Source organism: Streptomyces sp. NPDC002309 (assembly GCF_053593375.1).
In genome coordinates this window covers 54,904-76,431 of record NZ_JBSFCI010000023.1, presented here as the reverse complement: position 1 = coordinate 76,431, position 21,528 = coordinate 54,904, and the positions used below count along the sequence as shown (strand labels likewise).

Genomic DNA, 21,528 nt, shown 5'->3' with positions numbered 1-21,528 from the left:
GGACGGGGCCGGCCGTCAGGGGGTCAGTGCGCGACCACCGGAACCGGCACCTCGCCCTCGGCGCCCTTGCCGCCGCCCGTGACCGCGCCCATGTCCGGGCGGCCGGCGTTCACGAGCGTCAGGGCGATCGCCGCGGCGGCGACCAGGATGCCGACGGCGAACCAGATGGCACTGGTGTAGCCCTGGACCTGGCCCTCAAGCTGGACGAGCTGCTGCTGCGAGCGGGTCGTCGCCGAACCGATGTGGTCGGCGATGTACGAGGTGGTCGCCGAGGCGGCGATGGTGTTCAGCAGGGCCGTGCCGATCGCGCCGCCCACCTGCTGCGAGGTGTTGACCATCGCGGAGGCGACACCGGCGTCCCGCGGCTCGACGCCCTGCGTGGACAGGGACATCGCCGGCATGAAGGCCGTACCCATGCCGAGGCCCAGCAGCAGCATGGCCGGCAGCAGCAGGGCGGCGTACGACGAGCCGATCTCCAGCTGGGTCAGCAGCAGCATGCCGAGCGCGGCGACCAGGAAGCCGGGGCCCATCAGCAGACGCGGGGCGACCCGGGTCATCAGACGGGTGCCGATCTGGGTGGAGCCGGTGATCATGCCCGCGATCATCGGCAGGAACGCGAAGCCCGTCCTGACCGGCGAGTAGCCCTTCACGACCTGGAGGTAGTAGGTCAGGAAGAGGAACAGGCCGAACATCGCGATGATCGCGAGGCCGAGCGAGAGGTAGACGCCACCGCGGTTGCGCTCGGTGAGCACGCGCAGCGGCAGCAGCGGGGCCTTGACCTTGGCCTCGACGAACACGAACGTGGCGAGCAGCACGACCGACGCGACGAACATCGTGATGGTCACGGCGTCGCTCCAGCCCTCGGACTCGGCGCGGGTGAAGCCGTAGACCAGCGCGACCAGACCGAGGGTGGACAGGAAGACACCGGGGATGTCGAGCGGGGAGCGGTTGCGGCCGCCCTCGGGCTCACGGATGACGAACCAGGCACCGGCCGCGGCGACCACCGCGAACGGGATGTTGACGTAGAACGTCCAGCGCCAGTCGAGGTACTCGGTGAGGAAGCCGCCGAGGATCAGACCGACGGCACCGCCACCACCGGCGATGGCGCCGTAGATGCCGAACGCCTTGGCGCGCTCCTTGGCGTCGGTGAACATCACGGCGAGCAGGGAGAGCGCGGCGGGAGCCAGCAGGGCGCCGAAGACACCCTGGAGGGCGCGGGCGCCGAACATCATCGCCTCGTTGGTGGCGGCACCGCCCAGCGCGGAGGCGAGGGCGAAGCCGGCCAGGCCGAGGACGAAGGCGCGCTTGCGGCCCCACAGGTCGGCTATCCGGCCGCCGAACAGCAGCAGCCCGCCGAAGGCGAGGGCGTAGGCGGTGACGACCCACTGCCGGTTGCCGTCGGAGATGCCGAGATCCTGCTGGGCGGAGGGCAGGGCGATGTTCACGATGGTGGCGTCGAGGACGACCATCAGCTGGGCGAGCGCGATGAAGACCAGCGCTTTCCAGCGGTTGGCGTCGGGGACGCCGGGAGCCTTGACGGCTGTTTCAGACATGGGTCTACCCACTTCGGGACTTCGGGAGGGAAAAAAGGGACGTCGGGATGCCACCGGGCCACGTTGCCGCGGGGCCGCATTGCCGAAGGGGGCCACGGGCCCATGACGGCGGTAAGGGAAGGGAAGACGGAGAAGCGAAAGACAGGGAAGGAATCGGCGGGGAAGGAACCAGCCGGGAAGGAATCGGCAGGGAGGGGATCGGCTAGGAGGGATCAGCCGGGAGGCATCAGCTGGGAAAGGATCGACTGTCAGCCCTGGCGCAGGTCCTCCATGGTCACGGTCGTGCCCGGCAGGCTGCCCGAGCGGGCCTGTGCCCGCAGACCGTCCAGGAACATCTGCAGATGCCGGTGCACGAACCGGTCGACACTGAGACACGCGGCACCGGCCGGAGGCCGGCTGAGCTGCGCAACGCCGACCATCAGATCGCCGACCCCCACATCGGTGCGGAGCTGCCCGGCCGCCTTGGCGCGGGCCATGACCTCTCCGACGAGCCGCTCGACGCGGCTGCGCGCGGCCACCAGGTCGGGGTGGTGCTCGTCGAAGGTGTTGGCGATCATCGGGCACAGCGCGCTGACCCGTTCGTCGGCGGAGGCGTGCACGAAGCGCTCCAGCGCGGCGAAGGCGTCGCCGTTCTCGGCGAGGGCCTGCTCGGCGGCCAGGGCCGTACGGTCCATGACCGAGCAGACGACCTCGCGGACCAGGGCGTCGCGGTCCGGGAAGTTGCGGTACACCGTGGCGTTGCCGACGCCGGCCCGGCGGGCGATCTCGTCGAGGGGCACGTCCGGACCGTGCTCGACGAACATCTCGCGGGCGGCGGCGATGATCCGCTCCCGGTTGCGCAGGGCGTCGGCGCGCGGCCGGGGCGCCTTGCGGCCTTCGGGGGTGGCGGTCTGCACGGCGTACTCCCTGGATGAGTGACTGACTGACGGCTGAGACTGACGGCTGACGGCTGACGGCTGACGGCTGACGGCTGACGGCTGACGGTCGCTGACTGCTGACTGCTGACTGCTGACTGCTGACTGCTGACTGCTGACTGACCCGATGAACGGCTCAGATGTGACGCTGGTCGGGGTGCGTTCCGGGGAGTGATCCCCCGTTTCGCTCGTACGCGTGGTTAAACGGGGAATCGATCCCCGGTTATTTCCCGCCCGCCGAACGATTTCCTGTGACCCGCGTCACAGCCCTTCAACTCCACGACGACACCCCGTCGACCTGCGCTTACTCACCGCGAACCCACGATCGGTCTGCTCCAGCGCGCGCCCGCGCCGTACCCGGCACAGGGTGAATCGCAAGGGTGCAGCCGGAGACGGGTGGCTGCCTGGAGCGAAAGGTCCAAGCATGCAGCCGTCCCGCCGTCGGATACGCCCGCGCCGAGCGGCCGCGCTCGGCGCAGTGACCGCGGTGACCCTCGCGGTGAGCACCTCGGCCGGCACGGGTCACCACACGGTGGACTCGTCGACGGCGGGAGCGAGACCGACCACCGCCCTGGCCCGATCCTCCACCCACGGGCCGTGCATGATCAGCGGCAAGACCGACGTGCAGATGTCGGAGGGCATACCCACCCCCGACGGCTACTCCCGCTCCACCGGCACCGTCCGCGCCCTCACGGTGATGGTCGACTTCTCGGACGCGCCCGGCAAGGGCAAGGCGCTCGACCGGTTCGACGAGTTCTTCCCGCAGACCCAGGAGTGGTTCCGCACCAGCTCCTACGGCCGCCTGGACTACCGCCCGCAGACCCCGATCGCCGACTGGCTGCGGATGCCGAAGTCATTCCAGGCGTACGGCATAGAACGCGGCGCCCCCTTCGACCCCGGCTACCGGCAGCTGGTGCGCGACATAGTGGCCGCGGCCGACCCCAAGGTCGACTTCGGCGAGTACGACCTGCTGAACGTGCTGGTGACGCCGAACGCGGGCCCCTCGGCGCTCGACACGGTCCTCTCGGTGACCTTCGCGGGCAACGACGAGGCACCCACGGCGGACGGGGTGCCCGTAGCCAACGCCTCGTTCGTCTACTCCCGCCAGGACGACGGCTCCGGCACCTTCACCGACACCGGCTACCGCGTCCTTCCGCACGAGAACGGCCACGTCTTCGGCCTCCCGGACCTGTACACCCAGGAAGGCGGCGGCACGGTCGGCCACTGGGACATCATGAGTGAGGACTGGGGCGCCAACAACGACCTCCTCGGCTGGCACAAGTGGAAGCTGGGCTGGCTGGACGCGGCCCAGGTGCACTGCGCGTCCTCTCCCGGCACCACCGAGCACACCCTGACACCACTGGCCCTCACCGGCGGCGGAGCCAAGCTGATCTTCATACCCATCGACCGTCGCTCGGGATACGCCGTGGAGCTGCGCACCCGCGGCGGCAACGACGAGACGGTGTGCCGGCCGGGCCTGCTGATCTACAAGGTCGACGCCGAGGTGGACACCGGTCACGGCCCCATACAGGTGTACGACTCCCGCCGTGAGAGCGGCGGCTGCACACGCAGCCCCAACGTCCACGCCGAACTGTCGGACGCCACCTTCACCCCGGGCGAGTCCTTCGAGGACCGGGAGCGGGGCGTACGGATCGTGGTCGCGGGGGCGGACGTGGAGGGAAACCACACGGTCCGGGTGACGCGACGGTAGCGGGCTCGCCCCGCTACCGACCGAAGGCGCGAAGGAGCTCCGCCGCCACGGCAGCCCTGCCACGATCGCCGTACCGGAGAACGTCCGCGTCGACGCCGTACAGCCCGCCGAACACACCGCGCCGGGACCGCTGTTCGCCACGGAGTGGACGGACGAGGACGAGAACCGAAATCGCCCGCGTGACCGCAGGACGGCGAACCCGCCGACCCTCGCCCCTCCCGCCCTACGCCCAGCCCCGGCGTCTCGGACGAGGCGCAGCGCCGGGGCTCGGCACTGATCGACGAGGAACTGGGGAAAGCCGGCGGCCCCGAGCCCCACACCCCCGGCCAACCCCTGATCCGGTACCCTGTGGACCGTGCACCCTGACTCACCTCAGGGCCAGCCACGCCTTCGTAGCTCAGGGGATAGAGCACCGCTCTCCTAAAGCGGGTGTCGCAGGTTCGAATCCTGCCGGGGGCACGCGACTAAGGGCCAGTTCAGGGGCATGATCCCCTCGAACTGGCCCTTTGCCATGATTACGGCCGTGCCACGCACGTGCCACAAAGTCCACTACGAATCCACATCGCCCCGCTCTTCGCGGATCATCGAGCCGAGTCGGTCGGCGATCTCGCGGTCACGGCCGTTGACCATGTGCTGATAGATCAGGGCCGCGCGAGGCGTGCTGTGTCCCATCCTGGTCATCAGCTCACGCAGGCTCGCACCGGACGCGGCGAGGGTGTTGCCCGTGTGCCGAAGGTCGTGGAAGTGTGCGTCGACCGTGACCCCCGCGTCCTTCCTGGCCTTGATCCAGTCGTCCCGGAAGTTGCTGCGCCGTAGCTGGCCGCCCTGAGGCCCGAGGAAAACATGTCCGTCACGACCACGGCCGGCGTAGGCGTCGAGATGCCGCTTCACGTCCGGCAGGAGCTCAGTCGGGAAGGCCACCGGTCGGACTCCGGCATGGGACTTCGGCGCCTTGTCGAAGAGGGCTCCCGTCTGCATTTCCGCCTGTGAGCGCCGGACCATGAGGACCGCGTTGTCCGTGTCGACGTCGCGCCGGCGGAGCGATGCAAGCTCCCCGAACCGGAGGCCCGTGAAGGCTGCCAGGAGGACGAGCAGCCGGTAGCGCGGGGCGATCGAGTCGGCCACGGCGAAGACTTCGGCCACCGTGAGGACGGGACGTTCCGGCACGTCGTAGCTGTCGGCGCCCTTGACACGGCACGGGTTGCGCCGGATCAGCTCATCATCAACGGCCGTGTTCAGGATCGCCCGCAGGATCTGGTATGCCTTCACCACCGTGGGCTCACCGGTTTGAGTCAGGCATTCCGTCCGCCAGGCCCGGACACGAGCCGTCGTGATCGAGGACAGGGGCCGTTCACCGAAGGTCGGCAGCAAGTGGAGCCGAATCACCGACTCATTACGCTCGCGCGAACGAGCGGCCAGCTTGCGGTCCTTGAGCCACGCCGTCGCGTACTCGCCGAACTGGACCTTGCCCGCATCGGGGTCATGCCACTGACCTCGGGTGATGTCCGCCTCAATGTGAGTCAGCGCCACGTCAGCATCGGTCTTACTGGCGTACGTCTCCTCAGCGCTCCGAAGCTGCCCCGTGTTCGGATCACGGTAGCGGGCTTGCCAGCGGCCGGACTTGAGCTGCCGGACCGAACCGAAGCGGCGGCGCTTGCCCTGACTGTTCGCCATCAGGCAACACTCCGGAGCAGACCACGCTGACTGGTCACCGGCTGCACGGTGTGTTCAGCGACGTAGGCAGACACCGCGCTCTCGGGGATGCGGACATGCCGCCCTACCTTGACGAAGGTGATCCGGCGTTCCTCGATCAGGCGCCGGGGGAAGCGGACGCCTGTCCCGAGCGCTTCGGCGACTTGCTGCACAGTCAGAAGCCGATCCATGGTCACCACTCCCCCTCGATCTCAGGGTCGGGCAGAGCGGCGAGCGCTTCGCGGGCAGTCTCTCGGTTCAGGCGGATCTCCTTGGCGATCGTTGCGGCCAGCCAGGACTCTCCCGGCGTGTGGCCTTGTCCGGCGTAGGTCCAGTGGGCGAGCACGAGCGTGGAGCCCTCCGAGTCGTCGAGGTCTTCGGAGAGTCCCCGTTCGCGGCGTTCCTGGCGTGCGCGGTAGTCGGCGCGCACCTGGCGCAGGGCGCCCAGGGTGGTGGAGTAGCGGCGGGACTTGGTCGAGAAGTGCCCGCGGAAGCCGAGCATGTGAGCCCAGCGGGCCAGCATGCGCTCCGGGTAGGCGTCGTCAAGGTCCCAGCAGGCTTCGATCAGTCGTCGCGTGTGCGCGGGCAGCGGCAGCTTGTCGAGTTCGGCCAGCTCCCCGATGCGGCGGTCCACGGTGCCGGTGGTCTCGGCCGCCTTGGTGGCGTACTTGGCGACGTAGGAGGCCACCGCCTGTTCGGTCAACTCCTCATGGCCGAGGGCGCCGATCGGCTGCACGTCGACCTGAGAGCCCCACCGCAGTGTGCGCGCGGGGAAGTCGCCGGACTCAGACACCGGCACCGACACCCGTCCGGCAGCCGCCTTGATCGCATCGTCCAGGAGGGCGACCGTGGCCCATGCGGGCGGGGAGGTGTCCGGCCCGTCCGGTCCGTCGAGGCGCACCACGGCGTGGAAGTGCACGGAGCCGCGTTTCTGGAATTCGGCGACCTTGCCGAAGGAGACCCGGCACACCTCTGTCATGGCCGACTGGGTCAGGCCGGCGCGGGCGGCGATCTCCCTGCGCAGGTAGATCGTGAACCGGCGCCACAAGTCTCCGGCGAAGTTGTTCCACAGCACCGCACCGGCGTAGTCGTACCGGCCGGGGTCGAGGGCCGTACCAAGCGCCGGGTCATCCTCGGCGTGCTGAGCGCCGCACCGGCAGCGGCCCGAGGTGGGCCGGTTGTGGACCGGGCCGAACGAGGGCGCGGTCAGGGTGGCGAACACGCGAGGGTGATCCCGCACTGTCGCGGGCACGTCTTTGCGTTCGTCGCCGGTGATCCCGGCCCGGATCAGGTGGTAGGTGTCGCCCGCGTAGGTCCAGGCGCAGGCCGGGCAGCGCGAGGCCCGCCGGTTTCCGCAGGCGACGCGGAGCGTGCCGCCAGGCTCCTGCTCGGTGCTGTAGGAGTACAGGACATCACCGGTCTTCGCGTCGCGGGTGACGGTCTGGCCCTGGAGGCGGATCGGGTGAGCGCAGCCGCCGGTACGGCGGACCTGCTCCTGCCAGCGCTCGAAGCCGGGCGTGTTGGCGACCCGGAGCAGGTCGGCGAGGGTGATCGGGTCAGTGCCCATGGAGGCCGCAGCACCGGCCACGGCCTCCGGAGGGACGGGGAACACCGTCACGCGGACACCCCCGCGTACAACGGCATGCGCCCCTCAGGGTTGTGACCGGGGCACGCCTGATGCGCTTCGGTGCCGTCCCCCATGTCGAAGGGGATCCAGCCGGTACCGGCGCAGTGGCAGGCGCCTTCGACCCGTGGGCGACCGCCGCGCTTCCTGGCTTCCGGGGTCATCTCGGAACGGAAGGTGACCAGGGCGGCGACGCGCTCGGCTCGGTCCAGCCGAGCAGTGGACGGGAACCGGTGAGCGTGCGCCGCGTCCTGCTCCGGGGTGGCCGAGCCAGCCGCCCACAGCAGCCGGTAGCCGTAGGCGTACGCGGCCGAGCGGTACAGCTCATCCAGGCCCAGACGCATGACGCCCTGGAGAACCCAGAAGGTCAGCAGGTCGAGGTCTCCCCGACTGCTCCGGTAGCGGGTGGGCATGTCCGACGCGTACAGCGCGACCGCGCGCTCAACGTTCGACAGCTCCTCCACCGACACGGCAGGCGTGAACGGCGTGGCGTTCTCGGCAACCAAGGTTGCAGGCATGATGGAAGCTCCCTCAGGGGACAAGGGGGCGGCGAGTCTGCTTGGCGGTAGGAGCGCCGCCCCCGGGTTTGAGAGGCGATCAACCTCTCTAACTTCTCTTATGTTACCTAGATTAGTTGCCTCATGCCGATGCGCAAGACCTGGGGGCAGATTTCTTTAGGTCACTTAGGTAACCTAGGGGCGTGGCCGTGAACTCCGATGACCCTCGCAACGCCTACGAGCAGGTGGCGGATGACCTCCGAAGGAAGATTGCTTCCGGAGGACTCAAAGCTGGTCAGAGGCTAGATGGCAACGCCAAGATGGCCGAACGCTACGGCGTTGCAGCCATGACCATTCGTCACGCTCTCGACATCCTTCGAAGCGAAGGACTCATCGTGAGCCAGCAGGGGCGAGGGACGTTCGTCGCCAGCGATCCGGTGACCACCGATTCGACGGATGACGTCAGCACCATGGCCGGCGAACTCGGACAGATCAAGGCCGCTCTTGACCTGATCAACTCGCGGCTCGATCGTCTCGAATCGCAGGTTCGCGAGCGTTCTTGACCGCGGAGGACAGTCGGTCAACGCGCTGGCTGGCCTCGGCCAGCTTCCTCCTGATCTCGTGAAGCTCCACTAATAAGCGCGCCCGATCTGCGACCTTCACCGCCGCTTCCCCCTCTCAGTAACTGATCAACCCAGCTTCATGTTCGTGGCGAGACGCCTGATGTCGGCCGATCGCGAGTGCCTGTCTGTCGACCTCAGGTCGTCAACAAGGTTCCGAGCGATGGGCCGGTTGCGTACGTGCTGTGGAGCAATGGCATCGGCGCGCAGGATCGCGTCAGCCGCCGGTTCTGTCTTGCCGTTCATCATCTGACCGACAGCGGCGCAGACCCAGAAATGGGATTGCCGCTCCCCCGACGCGATGCGTGTGATGTCCACCAAGTCAGCCCGTGACAGGACGTCGCGCGGGTGCCCCAGCTCCAGGCTTACCTCAACCGAATGGATCGCAGCGTTCACCGCGTTGAACTGGGTCTGGAAGGCATTGCCGTCGTCCGGAAGTCCAGCCGCAGCCTGCCGGGCCTCATCCAAGTGCATCTCAGCCTCTGCCCGGTCCCACAGCCGCGACCAGGCGACCGCCGCGCGAAGGTGCATCGCACCCCACAGGGCACGGATCACCTGATCGGAGTGCGCCAGATGCGGCTCAAGGTCATCGAGAGCCTTGCGAGCCATGTCGCGCACTGCACCCAGTTCGCCCTCATGCAGCCAGACACCGCAGAGATCCCAACGGGCAGCAGCCTGGAGAACCGGTGACTCAGCCCGCTCAGCCGCAACCAACTCCCGCTGAACAGCGCTCCAGCCGAGGTCATGATGCCCGAGAAGGTTGGACGAGACGCGTGCCATGTGGCTGGCCCTGAGCATCAGGCCCTCAGCCCGAGGCACGTCATCACCGCCGGCCACGTCGCACAGCACGATCAAGTCGCGAAGGATTTGCGGGAGGATGTCCCCCAGGGCCGTGAACTTCGCATCCTGGCGAAGCCGCTCAGCCGCCTCAACACGGGTGGTGAGGTCAGCAAGCGTCGGGAGTTTGGTCGCAGCAATCAGCGCCGCACCACCGGGCATGGTGGCCTGTTGCAGGGCGAGACGAAGGCCAGGAATGGCGGAGTGACCGGAGTCGAGTTCCGCTGTTTCGTGGCGGTAGGGCTGGCCCGTCAGTTCGATGACCTCGACGCCGAGCACTTCGGCAAGCTGACCAAGGACGCTCATTCGGTCCAGGGCGAGGCGACCGGTCTCGATCTTAGAAACCCAGCTCACGGAGCGATCAATGGAGGCAGCAAGCTGCCCCTGGTCCCAGCCCAGGCGACGCCGTGCCCTCGCTACACGCTGCCCCGTAGTCAGCTCTGCCGTCATCATGAGTCCCTTCGACACTTCGAAGGTACCCATCCCGAACCGTGGCGCTGTCAGTAAAAGTGACAGTGGCCGCGCGAACCTGCCCCCGGTAGGCGTGAGTTACGGGTTTCTCTACCTCATCAAGCCCCGGCTGCGCTCCGCTCCGCCGGGCGCGCTTCCCGGCTCTGGCTGCGCCCGCGCTCCTGCCTTCGGCCCGCTCGGCGCTGCCGCCGCCGACGCGCGCCCACATGTGGATAGGCCGGTAGGCATGAGTCGATCACCGCATAGAGCGGCCTTCGGTCAAGACGATGCCTCCGGCGGGGGATCGGCCGGCACCGGGATGGAGGGGACGCCGTTTCCGCCCGCGGGTCCGTTGTGGCGTGCGCGGGGTGCTCCCATCCCGTCCACCGCCGACCCAGGCGAAGCCGAGCAGACGCGGCCCATGGCGTCCAGGTCGTTCGTACAGTGGCGCGCTCCACCTGGACGCCATGAACCACGCCCGCTCCACATGCGTGTGGGTCGACGGCGGACGGGATGGGAGCTGGGGAAGTGGTGGGTGAGGTTGTTCGTCGGCAATCCGCAAGGAGCCACTTACATAGAGCGCAAGACTTCACTAGCCCTAGCCACGAACAGCGCCATGGTGTCCTCCAGCTTCTCCGCTTCCTGAGATTGCGCCGACTCAAGGTCCTCCACTGAAGCTGGCGTACCTGCAATGAGAATTCGTTCCTGCGCGTACCAGAGGGCCTCAAACGCATCAGCCATATCTGCTGCAAGCCGTTGCAGCTTGGTGTCTGCGATGAGCGTGAGGTGCGTCCTGTGCTTGAAGAGGGCTCTTACAGCAAGGTCCAAGTCCTTTTGTGCCGCAGTCATCTCCTCATTGGACCGAGCTACGGCCGCCTTACCAAGGGCAGCCAGCTCCAGACGGGCTGCGCTGATCGCTTCAAGGCACTGAGCACATATGTCCCTCAGTAGTTGTTCACGTCGCGCAGCGCGGTGCTCACGAGCCTGATACGCCAACTGCGTCCGCATGACCAGCCACGTCACTGTCCCAGTGATCACACTCGCTGCCAGCGCAGAACTAGCGGAGATCACTGCAATCGTCACACCACCTGACAAGCTTCCCCCTCTGCGCTCTGCCCCGGCCGAGTCTGATCGAGCAGGAACTACCGGATCACGGCAACGGCCCATGACTGTCTACCCGGGTAAGAAGCTGCGGATACGATGGGCTGTTCTGTCAAGAGGGCATCTGGTGCCTGACACCAGCGACTGACACCAACAGGCGCGGACAGCTGCGATCAACAACGAACGTCAACGACCGACGAGCCGAGGACTCCGGCCGGTAGATCGACGTTGGGGCACCCCCATGATCGACCTGATAAGGATGAGGCTCGAATCTGTCCCAGGCGGGGCCCCGCCCATGACCGATGGGCGCACTCCGCCGGCCTGACTCAGCCATTGAGATTCCGGCCGACCTCTGCCGTTCGAAGCCCGCAGCGTCCATCCTCGGGGTATGCCGCTTCCCGCTGAAGTCCTCAAACTGTGCCGGGCAACGTTCGCTCCGGAGTCGCTTGATCTCGCCCTTCGCACCCTGGAGACCTACGACGGTGAGCAGGCTGATCGAGTACACCGGGTCGCGATCCATCTGAGTAAGGGGAAGCTGAACCGACTGGCCTGGTGGTTGGACGGGGCAGAGAAGAATCTGGAGACGTTCCTCTGGTACGGGGGAGATCCGGAAGAGACCGTCCGGCCGGAGACACGAGCGTTCGCGGTGGACTTTATGAACGCTTTCGCTGACAAGAACCTGCTGAAGCCACCGCAGTCTTCGAGCTGAGCGGGGCCGTCTCTGGGCCGTCCCAGGGCGCTCAACGACGACCAACGCTGACAACCACCGACAGCTAAGTCGCAGGTCGCAGCGTTGATCGATTACGTGGCCGCAGGTCAGAGACCCGGCCCGGCACTTCTTCGGCTACTGAGCGCACCCAGCGGCGCTTGACTCACCCATTAAGACTCCGCCGACCTGGTTGTTCCTGCTCGTGACGTCCATCGCCCTGCACAATGAGGCTAGAGGGAGGGGTATTCGTGACTTGGGTACGGGTGGCGTGGGACTTGGTCTTCGCAGCCGTCTGCGTGATCGTGGCATGCAACCTTCGCGACTCTGCGTGGCGCATACACAGCTACGCGGCGAATCACATCGGGGTGAGCCGTCTCATCACCCCCACGACCGTAAGGATCACGTGCGGCGTTCTCGGCGCCATCGTGATCACAGAAGCAGCACTTCGACTGTGATGAACCGGGCGCCTGTCAAGGGGGCTTGAGTTCCTGACATCAGCGGCTGACACCAACAAGCGCGAACCCCGACGGTCATCGCCGAACCTCGGCGACTGGCCAGCAGGGGCTCGAAGCGGGTTATGGGGGGCCGCAGCATCCCCGTGATCGACCTGATAAGGATGAGGCCAGGTTGGCCTCATCCCGCTGGCCCCCCAGTTCTAAGCTGACCAACAGAACCGGGAGGTACAGAGAGGGAGCCATGTCGTCGTCGGCCGCAACCATGCTGCTGCCACTGATTGTGATCGTCGGTGGGCTCTGCCTCACGGGCACTGTTCTCGGCATCCACGCCCTTCTACTCGGACGCCTGCCGGGCCGACGCCTCGCAAGGTGGGTCCGACAGCCCAGACTCTGGGGAGTCGGCGCGGTGCTCGTCTCCTGTCTCGGCTTCGGCAGCGGCACACTGTTCGTGATCGGGCTCGGATTGGTCGCCCTTGGCCACACCGTCAAGCCCGCGTCCTGATCCCCCGCACGGCCGTGCCACAACCGTGCCAGAACGAGCGGGGAGCCACGGGGAACCGCAGACATCGGCGGTGCATGCACCCCAAGTCGGTTGGATTGGTCCTAGCGCAGGTCAGCGGCCGGATCACCCACCCTCGCTCCTAAAGCGGGTGTCGCAGGTTCGAATCCTGCCGGGGGCACCATGTAGTACGCCGCTGACCTGGGGTTTCCTCCCCAGGGAGGCGCTCTAATCGGCCTCGGACTCCTCGTCCGGGGCCGTTTGCGTGAGCGGACGGAGAGGTGGAGTGCCTGACCTTGCGGAACCTCCTCCAAGTGGCATCACGCGCCGGGGCCGATCTGGGAGGTGATGTGAACACTGGGTGAGCTGCACTTCCCGGAGAACGTACGGCTCGTCGTCTGCGAGGACCAGCCTCCAACACCAGCTCACCGGCGCCGCGATCAACCTCGCCCGCATCGACGCCCACCTCACCGGCACGCCCCGAGCCCGCACCCGCACCCGCCACTTCGCAGCACTTCGCCCCGCCGACCAAACGATCGACGGGGCGAAGTAGCCAAGACCCCCAATTCGCCAACGGCATCCGAAGATGGTCCGGGGCCTTTGACATCTACTTCTGACATCAACGGGGGCGGTCACTCACGATCAGGGCGACCGGGACGCCGCTTCTTGAGCAGCCGGTCCATGTGACCCATGGCCTCCCGGCGGCGTCTCGGACGACCCGAACCGGCACGAATCGATACCCTCCGCCTGGTGACTCGTCACCGGTGGCGACCGGAAATCGCTTGGCCGTACAACCACAGGCCGCTCTCATGTATCCCACTTCTCGTACGGCTGTCCGATGGACGGTCACGCATTCGTAAGGGGACTCTGTGAGCAGTGTCGCAAGAACCCGTCTGGCTGCCGCGACCGCAGTGGTGGTCGCGATGACGGGCTGTCTTGTCGCGGTCACCACCTCGCCGGCGTCGGCGGCGGCCTGCACGACAAACACCTACACCCGGCAGTTCTTCGCGAACACAGGCCTCTCTGGCCCACCGAAGCGCACGGACTGCGACACCGCGGTCAGCGAGAACTGGGGCACCAACGCGCCCGACGTCTCGGGCATCGCCCAGGACAACTTCGGTGTCCGCTGGACCGTGGCCCGCGACTTCGGCTCCGGCGGTCCCTTCGCGTTCACCGCCTCCGGCCAGGACGGCATCCGTGTCTACCTCGACGGCGTACGCGAGATCGACCTGTGGAAGAACGGGTCCAGCACCGTCTCCCGGACCGTCAACCTGACCATCCCCCGCGGCACCCACACCCTCCGGATCGACTACGTCAACTGGACCGGTGCCGCCGCCGTCAAGTTCGGCTACACCCCGAGAACTGGCGCCACCGTGGACCGTGTTGCCCCGCTCACGCCCACCGGGCTGTCGATAGCCCGTGACGGCGGCACCCGACGGAACGTCCTGCGCTGGTCGGCGAACAAGGAGATGGACATCGCCGGTTACCGCGTCTACCGCCGTACCCCCGACCAGACGTCCTTCGGCGTCGCCGTCGCCACGGTCACCGGCACATCCTTCACCGACACCACCGCCGGGGGAACCACCCACCTCTACGAGGTCCGCGCCGTCGACAAGTCCGGCAACCCGTCAGCCGGGACGTCCGACGTCTCGGTCACCGGGAACCCCGTCTTCCTGCGCCAGTTCTTCGCGAACACCTCCTTCTCGGGCACGCCGAAGCGCACGGACACCGACACCGCGGTCAGCGAGAACTGGGGCACCAACTCTCCCGGCGTCTCCGGCATCGCCCAGGACAACTTCGGTGTCCGCTGGACCGTGGCCCGCGACTTCGGCTCCGGCGGTCCCTTCGCGTTCACCGCCTCCGGCCAGGACGGCATCCGTGTCTACCTCGACGGCGTACGCGAGATCGACCTGTGGAAGAACGGGTCCAGCACCGTCTCCCGGACCGTCAACCTGACCATCCCGCGCGGCACCCACACCCTCCGGATCGACTACGTCAACTGGACCGGTGCCGCCGCCGTCAAGTTCGGCTATACCCCGAGAACTGGCGCCACCGTGGACCGTGTTGCCCCGCTCACGCCCACCGGCGCGAAGGTGGTGTACGACAAAAACACCGACTCCGCCGTCTTCTCCTGGGCGCCCAACAAGGAGATGGACCTCAGCGACTACTGGGTCTACCGGGAGCACGCGGCGGGTGGCTGGGTCCCATTGGCCCTGACCGACAAGACCACCTGGACCCACACCAACCTGCCCCGCGACGGCAAGCCCATCCGCTACTACATCCACGTCACCGATCGCGCCGGGAACGAGTCCGAGCACACAGCCATCATGACGGTCACCCCGGTCGACACCGTCGCTCCGACGGCGCCCGTCATCACCGTGTCCCACATGGAGAACACCCCCAGCTCTCTGCAGATCAACTGGGACGCCAAGACCGCGGAGGAGATGAGGAACGGCGGCACCGTCAGCGTCTACCGCTCCACCGGCGACACTATCGGCGACAACCCCGAGCTCATCGGCACAACGTCGATGGAGACGTCGGTATACAGGTACGTGGACGAACTGCCGGCGTTCGACGGCACCACCTACACCTACGCCGCGGTGGTGACCGACGCCGCCGGCAACGCTTCCCCGATGTCCGCACCGGATTCGGCGACCCCCGACAGCGTCCCCCCGGCCCCGCTCACCGGATTGACCGCCACGCCCCGCGCCGACGGCGTCCTGCTGAGCTGGGACGCCCCCGCCGAGAGCGGCCTGCGCTACGCCGCCACCCGCGTCGTCCGGCGGCCGGACGGCAGCACCGGCTACGACAGCGACGGGTGCTCCGACGCCGTCGACCCCCGCAATCCCAACTCCCGTCCGAACGCGATGCTGTGCGCCGGACCGGCGGACGGCGAGACGGTGACCTTCCTCGTCCTGGTGATCGACGAGTGGCGCAACTACATCCCCGTCGACCAGGCTCCCACCGTCACCACCACCGAACTCGACAACAGGCCCGACGACGCCCGCGGCGACGACTCCGGCGCGCTCACCGTCCTCAACCCCGACGACGTGCCGGGAACCGGCCGCTTGGAGTGGGCCTGCTCCGACGAGACGGCCTGCGCCGGCATCACCGAGTACCGCGTGGAGCGCTGGAACGTGGCCACCAAGACGTACGAACCGGTCACCTCCGTCGTGGTGGCCCCGAACCGTCACTACCGCGCCGCCGTGCGCTTGCCGTTCGGCGAGACGTCGTACTTCCGGATCACCGGTGTTCTCGCCGACGGCACACCGGCCGCCGTCGTGCACTACTCGGTGGCCAAGGGCGACTTCGTGTGAGCCCCTGTAACCGTGCCGGCGGCTTCGCGACGGTGGCACGGTTCTGACCGAGGTGGCTCAGCAGGACGTTCACTTCGATCTGTTTCTCGTCCGTGCAGATCAGCTGTTCCAGGGAAGCAGTTGTCAGGGGTCCAGGACAGAGTGCGCGGAGGAGCTACCGGGTGGAGATCGGCCTCGGCCAGATCTGACCCGTCCGCGGCTCAGTAGTCGGCAGCGCGTGAGCGATGCGTGAGCGGACTGCCCGATACAGGGCGGCACGAGCCGGATCAAGTAGCTCGCCGTACGCTTCTGACCAGGGCAAACAGCATCGCGCGGCAGCGCCAGGCACCACCTGGCAAGGATGCGATCCCACTCCTAAAGCGGGTGTCGCAGGTTCGAATCCTGCCCGGGGCACCAGCCAAAAGGCTCGGCTATCCCAACCGCCTGCAACCGATCGTCGAATGTGCCGTGCATCTGGACGGCTGGAACGCCAACTGGAGCCCTCCGCTGGAGCAGCTCAAGGAAGAAGTCCTTGTAGCCGCCCGCGTACTCATTGAAGGCGGAGGACCTGAGTCCGCCCTCTGAAGACCACGGAGCCCCAGCACTGTTACTACCCGGGGCTCGCGTCTCGGATAGCCCCGCGCCACGCTGTCTGATCCCCGTCGAGGCTCGACACGTTGGTCCTGGCCCGTGCCTTGGAGCGACCAAGGAGCGTCTCCGCGCCGATCTGTACGGCGAAGCTGGCGAGTCGCCGGTACGAGGCCAGGACACGACCGACGCACCACAAGCACACCAGATAGAGCGGGGAACAGCGGGGAACAACGGTGAAGGCGACCAAGGGCGATGAGACCCGATGCCAGGCGAACTCCCAGTTCAGCACTCTTACCCGCCCCAAATGGTCGCAGCGTCCCAAGCTGAGGTCTCACCGCTGTATCTGCCTATCAGTCCAACCAGACGAGCACCGCATCGTCCGTTCCGGCAGCAGCCTCCAAGAACTGAGTGAGGCCGTCGTACCAGTGACGACCCCACTCCAGTGCCCCAGGCTCGCTCCATCCGAGGGGGTACACCTCGGCGCTGGTCAGTTCGGCAGGATCCACACCACTGACGAGCTGGTCATAGCTGGTAGCCCGCAGAGCTTCCGCCGCGAGCCGGACCCGCTCAGGCCGCAGGTACCTGGGAGGCCCGTAGCCCCAATCCTCATCCTCGGCGAACGGCTCCTCACCGTGGATCACGTTCACGGGGAACTCTGCGCGCGCCAGTAGGAAGCGGAGCATGTCCCAGGTCTTGTACGTAGTGAAGTGGCGCGCCTGGGCCGGCGCAGGCTCCGTCTCCTCTTCGGCGTCCTGGACCTCTTCGACGAAGTCCAGAGCCCAGTCGGGATCTCGGATCGCTCGATCAAGCTCAGTAGCCGTGACACGCAGGTACTCACCGATCATGCTCATGGTCGGAGACTAGGTGTGGCCGCTGACAACGACCGCCGGACGGACCGTCTCAGTTGGTCACGTCCGCGGGAGTGGTGTATCGACGGCCACTCGGTGATCTCGTTTTGAGGCTATGCGGTGAGTTCGGTGGGCAGGGCGGTGTCGTCGGTTTCTGACTCGATCGGGTGGAGGCGGGTCCTGGCGAGGAGTTCGCGGCCCATGTAGCGGCGGGCCTCGGTCCATTCGTCGTTCTGCTCGGCCAGGACCGCGCCGACGAGGCGGATCAGGGCGGTGCCGTCGGGGAAGATGCCGACCACGTCGGTGCGGCGGCGGATCTCCTTGTTCAGCCGCTCCTGGGGATTGTTCGACCAGATCTGCCGCCAGATCTCCCGTGGGAACGCGGTGAAGGCCAGCAGGTCGTGCTGGGCAGTGTCCAAGTGGGCTGCCGCCTTGGGGAACTTGGCCTCCAACGCGTCGAGGACGTGGCGCATCTGGGCCCGGACGGCGTCGGTGTCGGGCTGTTCGAAAACGGTCCGCAGCAAGGTGGCCACCCACGGCTGAGCCGACTTCGGAACCTGGCTCAGCAGATTTCGGGCGTAATGAGTGCGGCATCGCTGCCAGGATGCGCCCGGCAGGACGGCTCCGATCGCGTTGACCAGGCCGGTGTGGGCGTCGGAGACGACCAGTTGGACGCCGGACAGGCCGCGGGCGGTCAGTGAGCGCAGGAAGGCGAGCCAGCCGGCGCCGTCCTCGGCGGTGGCGACGTCGATGCCGAGGATCTCGCGGTGTCCGTCAGCGTTGACACCGACCGCGACCAGGGCGAGGACGTTGATGATGCGGCCACCCTCGCGGACTTTCTGCGTGAGTGCGTCCACCCAGACGAACGCAGACGGCCCGGCGTCCAGGGGCCGGTTGCGGAACGCGGTGACCTGCTCGTCCAGGTGCTTGGCCATCGCGCTGACCTGGGACTTCGACAGCTGGGTGACGCCGAGGGACTCGGCGAGCTTCTCGACCCGGCGGGTGCTGACACCCAGGAGGTAGGCGGTGGCGACCACCGAGATGAGGGCCTGCTCGGCCCGTCGGCGTCGCTCGAGGAGCCAGTGCGGGAAGTAGCTGCCGTGGCGCAGCTTGGGGACGGCGAGTTCGACGGTTCCGGCCCGGGTGTCCCACTCGCGTGGGCGGTAGCCGTTGCGGTGGTTGATGCGTTCGTCGCTGACCTGGCCGTATTCGGCGTTGCAGAGGGCGTCCGCTTCGGCGGACATGAGGGCGTCGGCGAAGGTCTTGACCATCGCGCGCAGCAGATCGGGACTCGCCGCGGCGAGGTTGTCCTCGGCGAGGGCGTGCAGGGGCAGACTGTCGGGTGCGGTCATCGTGCTGGTCTCCTTCGGGCTTCGACACCTCGAAGATCAGCCGGTGGCCGTTCTCATATCCGGACCCTCACTCCGACGCCGGGACAAACACCCGGATCAGGTGGGAACCGGTACACCACTTCCAAGGACGCAACCTCTCAGTTTCCGTCTCATTCAGCCCGGTTCACCGGCGTTCAGCCGAGACCGGAAGCTGATCCCAGCCTGGTGACGATCCCCCATGAAGGCTGGTGAACGCCCCTGCACACCGCCCAGCTCCCCGCCAACACAATTGGAAAGCGTGTGGGGATCTCAAGCGGCGCCGGCCACTTCCCTCGCGGAGGATGAGGGGGGTGGGGATCCACGGCCTGCAACATAGTCCCGAGGTGGCTCCCAGGGACCTTTGTGCCCACCCCCCTTGACCGCGGACCTCGAAGGTTCTCTGACCGGTCTCACTCCACTGGGCAAACTAGCAAGAAGCACTGACAACGACCCGGCGCCAGGAGGACCGACCTGTGCGGTCCCCGAGCGGGGGTCCGCCTCAGCTCCCCAGGTTCGGCCATCCGTCCCTGTTGGAGTAGCTCTCGAAGCAGTACCGGGTCGAGCGGTCCCACTCCTTCCCGGTAGCGAGTTCGTATGCCTGATCCGGCACATACAGCAGCCATTCGCCGTCACACTCGGTGGAGGTGTACGGGGCAAACCGGTCGACGTCGAAGAAGACGGCTTCCCATACGGCTTGTCCCGCGGCGACGACAGCGCACCGGGCGTACAGGAACCCGTCGCCGGACTGCGGGAAGGGCTCGCCGTTCCCGCCTGTCATGTCGACAACGGGAAGCATCCCGAACTTCTCCTGGTCCAGGCGGTGGAGAGCCTCGGCATGCCGTTCCGCGAAGCCGATGATGTCGGGGACGGAACGGCGGCTCAGCTCCTCGGCCAGGCGTCGGCAACTCGCCGGCGTGGCCTCGCCGTTCAGGGTGGCTACCAGCGCCCAGAAGGCGGCCCATGTCATTCTCACCGGCGCAGGATGCCAGAGCGGTCTGACACCCACGGCCGGCATCGACGAGAGCGGGCGGCGGACAACAGCGCCCCTGGGTGACCGTGGGACCGGCCGTCGACGGCCCCAAGTACGGGCGTCGATCGGACTCCTGAATCGGGCGTCGCAGGTTCGAATCCCGCTGGGGCACGACGCGTTACGCCGCCTCCCTGTGGTTTCTCTCCCAGGAAGGCGCATCGGTCCCACCTCGGACTCCTCGTCCGGGGCCGTTCTGTGTGAGCGACGGGTACTGCCCGGCCTGGCGTGGATCTGTATGCGCAGGTCCGAGGTCGGGCCCTCTTCCCGGTCAGGCCAGGCCGAACTTCTCGGCGTGTACCTGATGTGCGGGGACCCTCAGGTCTCTCAGGCCGGCGAGCACTGCCGTGGTCATGGGGGGCGGGCCGCAGACGTACACGTCGCGTTCGGTGATGTCGGGGACCAGCCGGTGCAGGCCGCTCGGGTCGAACGGCGGGGCGCCGGCCTCGCCGGTCCTGCCCGTGAGCAGGTGCAGCCGTCCGCCCCGGAGCGCGACCAACTGCCGTACCTCGTCGAGCAGCACGGCTTCGGCCTCGCTGCGCACCCGGTACAGCACCACGATGTCGCCGGTCCCCTGCTCCTCCAGCAGGGCCCGCACCGGTGTGATCCCCACACCGCCGGCTATCAGCAGGGCGCCGGGCCGGGTCCGGTGCAGCGAGGTGAACGACCCGTACGGTCCCTCGACGAAGGCGCGGCTGCCGACCGGGACGTTCCGCAGGCCCGCGCTGGCGCTGCCCACCGCCTTGGCCGTGAGGCGCAGCTGCTGACCGTCCGGCGCCGCCGACAGGGAGAAGGGGTTGGCCAGCCACCAGTGGTGGTGTCCGGGGAACCGCCAGATGCAGAACTGGCCCGCGCGGGCGGGGAGTCTGTCGAGGTGCCGGCCGGTGACGTACACGGAGACCACGTTGTCCGATTCCGGCACCACTGCCGCGACACGGAACCGGTGGTAGGAGTTGCGCCAGAGCGGCATGACGAGACGGCCCGTCAGCAGGGCTCCGAAAGCGAACAGCCACATGACCCACCAGTAGGCCGAGGCGAACGCGGAGGACGTGAACGTCGTGGTCTCCAGCAACTGGTGGACGAACGCCAGCCCCAGGGCCACGTAGAGCAGCAGGTGCAGACCGTGCCAGACCTCGTACCGCAGGCGCCGTCGCAGGGTCCGGGTGGAGATCACGGCGATCACGAGGATGACGGCGGCGGCGAGCATGCCCAGCAGGGAGGCCGGCACCCCGCTCAGGGCGACGAACGTCCTGCCCATGGACGTGTCGTCGAGTGTCGCGTAGCCGAGCACCACCAGCGTGGCGTGGGTGAGGACGGTCCACAGCAGGGTGAAGCCGACCCAGCGGTGCCACACCGTGAGCCGGTCCATCCCGATACGGCGGTCCAGCCACGGCAGCCGGGCCACCAGCAGCAGTTGGAGCAGCATCAGCAGGGCCGCGTGCAGTCCGAAGAACTTGGCGACCGTGAGCACCTCGTTCTTGCCCGAACCGGCGCTGAGGAACAACGCCTCGAGGATCACCACATTGACGATGACGAACGCCCACATCACCCGTCGCGCCGCGACCACCGGAAGTACGGTGCCACTGCGCACCGCGTCGCCCGCCACCGCCATGTCTGCCTCACATCCCCCCGGGGCCGCTGTACTCGCCGCCCCTGTGCGCCAACGCCATGAACATCGAGTAGTGCGTCCGGATGCGCAGCCCGATCGGATACGCATACGAACCCTGCCCGGTC

At 67.5% G+C, this 21,528-nt stretch carries 17 protein-coding genes and 2 tRNA genes; 7 read left to right on the top strand and 12 right to left on the bottom strand.

Annotation, left to right across the window (positions count from 1 at the left end; translation table 11 throughout):
* Positions 1-23: 23 nt before the first annotated feature.
* Together ACWCPM_RS20400 and ACWCPM_RS20395 are read right to left on the bottom strand one after the other, a co-directional pair.
* On the bottom strand, positions 24-1,553 hold the full coding sequence (locus ACWCPM_RS20400) for an MFS transporter (RefSeq protein WP_450977613.1): 1,530 nt from the start codon (positions 1,551-1,553) through the stop codon (positions 24-26).
* A gap of 248 nt (positions 1,554-1,801) precedes the next feature.
* Complete coding sequence (locus ACWCPM_RS20395) at positions 1,802-2,449, bottom strand: TetR/AcrR family transcriptional regulator (RefSeq protein WP_450977612.1); 648 nt, start codon at positions 2,447-2,449, stop codon at positions 1,802-1,804.
* Positions 2,450-2,891: 442 nt separating this feature from the next.
* Between ACWCPM_RS20395 and ACWCPM_RS20390 the strand changes: the two genes are divergently transcribed.
* Positions 2,892-4,178 carry a M6 family metalloprotease domain-containing protein gene (locus ACWCPM_RS20390; RefSeq protein WP_450977611.1) on the top strand — a complete coding sequence of 429 codons (1,287 nt, stop codon included), beginning with the start codon at positions 2,892-2,894 and terminating at the stop codon, positions 4,176-4,178.
* Between the two features lie 386 nt (positions 4,179-4,564).
* Positions 4,565-4,637 (top strand) — tRNA-Arg (locus ACWCPM_RS20385).
* Positions 4,638-4,727: 90 nt separating this feature from the next.
* Here the strand turns inward: ACWCPM_RS20385 and ACWCPM_RS20380 are convergent.
* From ACWCPM_RS20380 to ACWCPM_RS20365, 4 genes are read right to left on the bottom strand one after another with little or no spacing between them, the layout of a single operon-like run.
* Positions 4,728-5,852, bottom strand: a complete 1,125-nt coding sequence (locus ACWCPM_RS20380) for a tyrosine-type recombinase/integrase (RefSeq protein WP_450977610.1) — start codon at positions 5,850-5,852, stop codon at positions 4,728-4,730.
* Positions 5,852-6,061, bottom strand: coding sequence for a helix-turn-helix domain-containing protein (locus ACWCPM_RS20375; protein ID WP_450977609.1), 210 nt, complete (start codon positions 6,059-6,061; stop codon positions 5,852-5,854). The genes ACWCPM_RS20380 and ACWCPM_RS20375 overlap by 1 nt, the downstream gene beginning before the upstream one ends.
* A 2-nt stretch (positions 6,062-6,063) precedes the next feature.
* A complete protein-coding gene (repSA, locus tag ACWCPM_RS20370) occupies positions 6,064-7,437 on the bottom strand; it encodes a replication initiator protein RepSA (RefSeq protein WP_450977608.1) in 1,374 nt (457 codons plus the stop codon).
* Positions 7,438-7,484: 47 nt separating this feature from the next.
* On the bottom strand, positions 7,485-8,012 hold the full coding sequence (locus ACWCPM_RS20365) for a hypothetical protein (protein ID WP_450977607.1): 528 nt from the start codon (positions 8,010-8,012) through the stop codon (positions 7,485-7,487).
* 182 nt (positions 8,013-8,194) lie between these two features.
* Here ACWCPM_RS20365 and ACWCPM_RS20360 point away from each other — a divergent pair, with 182 nt between their 5' ends.
* Positions 8,195-8,554 carry a GntR family transcriptional regulator gene (locus tag ACWCPM_RS20360; RefSeq protein WP_450977606.1) on the top strand — a complete coding sequence of 120 codons (360 nt, stop codon included), beginning with the start codon at positions 8,195-8,197 and terminating at the stop codon, positions 8,552-8,554.
* 126 nt (positions 8,555-8,680) lie between these two features.
* On the opposite strand, the gene ACWCPM_RS20355 is transcribed toward ACWCPM_RS20360, so the two are convergent.
* Together ACWCPM_RS20355 and ACWCPM_RS20350 are read right to left on the bottom strand one after the other, a co-directional pair.
* Positions 8,681-9,931 carry a helix-turn-helix domain-containing protein gene (locus tag ACWCPM_RS20355; RefSeq protein WP_450977605.1) on the bottom strand — a complete coding sequence of 417 codons (1,251 nt, stop codon included), beginning with the start codon at positions 9,929-9,931 and terminating at the stop codon, positions 8,681-8,683.
* Positions 9,932-10,468: 537 nt separating this feature from the next.
* Positions 10,469-10,981, bottom strand: a complete 513-nt coding sequence (locus tag ACWCPM_RS20350; RefSeq protein ID WP_450977604.1) for a hypothetical protein — start codon at positions 10,979-10,981, stop codon at positions 10,469-10,471.
* 406 nt (positions 10,982-11,387) lie between these two features.
* Between ACWCPM_RS20350 and ACWCPM_RS20345 the strand changes: the two genes are divergently transcribed.
* The 4 genes from ACWCPM_RS20345 to ACWCPM_RS20330 all read left to right on the top strand — a co-directional run bounded on the left by ACWCPM_RS20345 (position 11,388) and on the right by ACWCPM_RS20330 (position 16,543).
* Positions 11,388-11,708, top strand: a complete 321-nt coding sequence (locus ACWCPM_RS20345; RefSeq protein WP_450977603.1) for a hypothetical protein — start codon at positions 11,388-11,390, stop codon at positions 11,706-11,708.
* A 1,065-nt stretch (positions 11,709-12,773) separates the two neighbouring features.
* A tRNA-Arg gene (locus ACWCPM_RS20340) sits at positions 12,774-12,846 on the top strand.
* Positions 12,847-13,531: 685 nt separating this feature from the next.
* Positions 13,532-15,979 (top strand): PA14 domain-containing protein, encoded by a 2,448-nt coding sequence (locus tag ACWCPM_RS20335; protein ID WP_450977602.1) that lies wholly within the window; start codon positions 13,532-13,534, stop codon positions 15,977-15,979.
* 228 nt (positions 15,980-16,207) lie between these two features.
* A complete protein-coding gene (locus ACWCPM_RS20330) occupies positions 16,208-16,543 on the top strand; it encodes a hypothetical protein (protein WP_450977601.1) in 336 nt (111 codons plus the stop codon).
* A 356-nt stretch (positions 16,544-16,899) separates the two neighbouring features.
* On the opposite strand, the gene ACWCPM_RS20325 is transcribed toward ACWCPM_RS20330, so the two are convergent.
* From ACWCPM_RS20325 to ACWCPM_RS20310, 4 genes are all read right to left on the bottom strand, one after another.
* Positions 16,900-17,400: a YfbM family protein gene (locus ACWCPM_RS20325; RefSeq protein WP_450977600.1), complete on the bottom strand. Its 501-nt coding sequence runs from the start codon at positions 17,398-17,400 to the stop codon at positions 16,900-16,902.
* A gap of 110 nt (positions 17,401-17,510) precedes the next feature.
* On the bottom strand, positions 17,511-18,749 hold the full coding sequence (locus ACWCPM_RS20320) for an IS256 family transposase (protein WP_450977599.1): 1,239 nt from the start codon (positions 18,747-18,749) through the stop codon (positions 17,511-17,513).
* Positions 18,750-19,266: 517 nt separating this feature from the next.
* Positions 19,267-19,734, bottom strand: a complete 468-nt coding sequence (locus ACWCPM_RS20315) for a DUF4240 domain-containing protein (protein WP_450977674.1) — start codon at positions 19,732-19,734, stop codon at positions 19,267-19,269.
* 331 nt (positions 19,735-20,065) lie between these two features.
* On the bottom strand, positions 20,066-21,406 hold the full coding sequence (locus ACWCPM_RS20310) for a ferredoxin reductase family protein (protein WP_450977598.1): 1,341 nt from the start codon (positions 21,404-21,406) through the stop codon (positions 20,066-20,068).
* Positions 21,407-21,528: the final 122 nt, after the last annotated feature.

Bases quoted from the DNA above. Each gene is read 5' to 3' on its own strand.
- ACWCPM_RS20400 (WP_450977613.1), bottom strand. From the start codon at position 1,553: ATGTCTGAAACAGCCGTCAAGGCTCCCGGCGTCCCCGACGCCAACCGC.
- ACWCPM_RS20320 (WP_450977599.1), bottom strand. From the start codon at position 18,749: ATGACCGCACCCGACAGTCTGCCCCTGCACGCCCTCGCCGAGGACAAC.
- ACWCPM_RS20315 (WP_450977674.1), bottom strand. From the start codon at position 19,734: ATGACATGGGCCGCCTTCTGGGCGCTGGTAGCCACCCTGAACGGCGAG.
- ACWCPM_RS20310 (WP_450977598.1), bottom strand. From the start codon at position 21,406: ATGGCGGTGGCGGGCGACGCGGTGCGCAGTGGCACCGTACTTCCGGTG.
- ACWCPM_RS20380 (WP_450977610.1), bottom strand. From the start codon at position 5,852: ATGGCGAACAGTCAGGGCAAGCGCCGCCGCTTCGGTTCGGTCCGGCAG.
- ACWCPM_RS20345 (WP_450977603.1), top strand. From the start codon at position 11,388: ATGCCGCTTCCCGCTGAAGTCCTCAAACTGTGCCGGGCAACGTTCGCT.
- repSA (WP_450977608.1), bottom strand. From the start codon at position 7,437: ATGGGCACTGACCCGATCACCCTCGCCGACCTGCTCCGGGTCGCCAAC.
- ACWCPM_RS20365 (WP_450977607.1), bottom strand. From the start codon at position 8,012: ATGCCTGCAACCTTGGTTGCCGAGAACGCCACGCCGTTCACGCCTGCC.
- ACWCPM_RS20325 (WP_450977600.1), bottom strand. From the start codon at position 17,400: ATGAGCATGATCGGTGAGTACCTGCGTGTCACGGCTACTGAGCTTGAT.
- ACWCPM_RS20375 (WP_450977609.1), bottom strand. From the start codon at position 6,061: ATGGATCGGCTTCTGACTGTGCAGCAAGTCGCCGAAGCGCTCGGGACA.
- ACWCPM_RS20390 (WP_450977611.1), top strand. From the start codon at position 2,892: ATGCAGCCGTCCCGCCGTCGGATACGCCCGCGCCGAGCGGCCGCGCTC.
- ACWCPM_RS20355 (WP_450977605.1), bottom strand. From the start codon at position 9,931: ATGGGTACCTTCGAAGTGTCGAAGGGACTCATGATGACGGCAGAGCTG.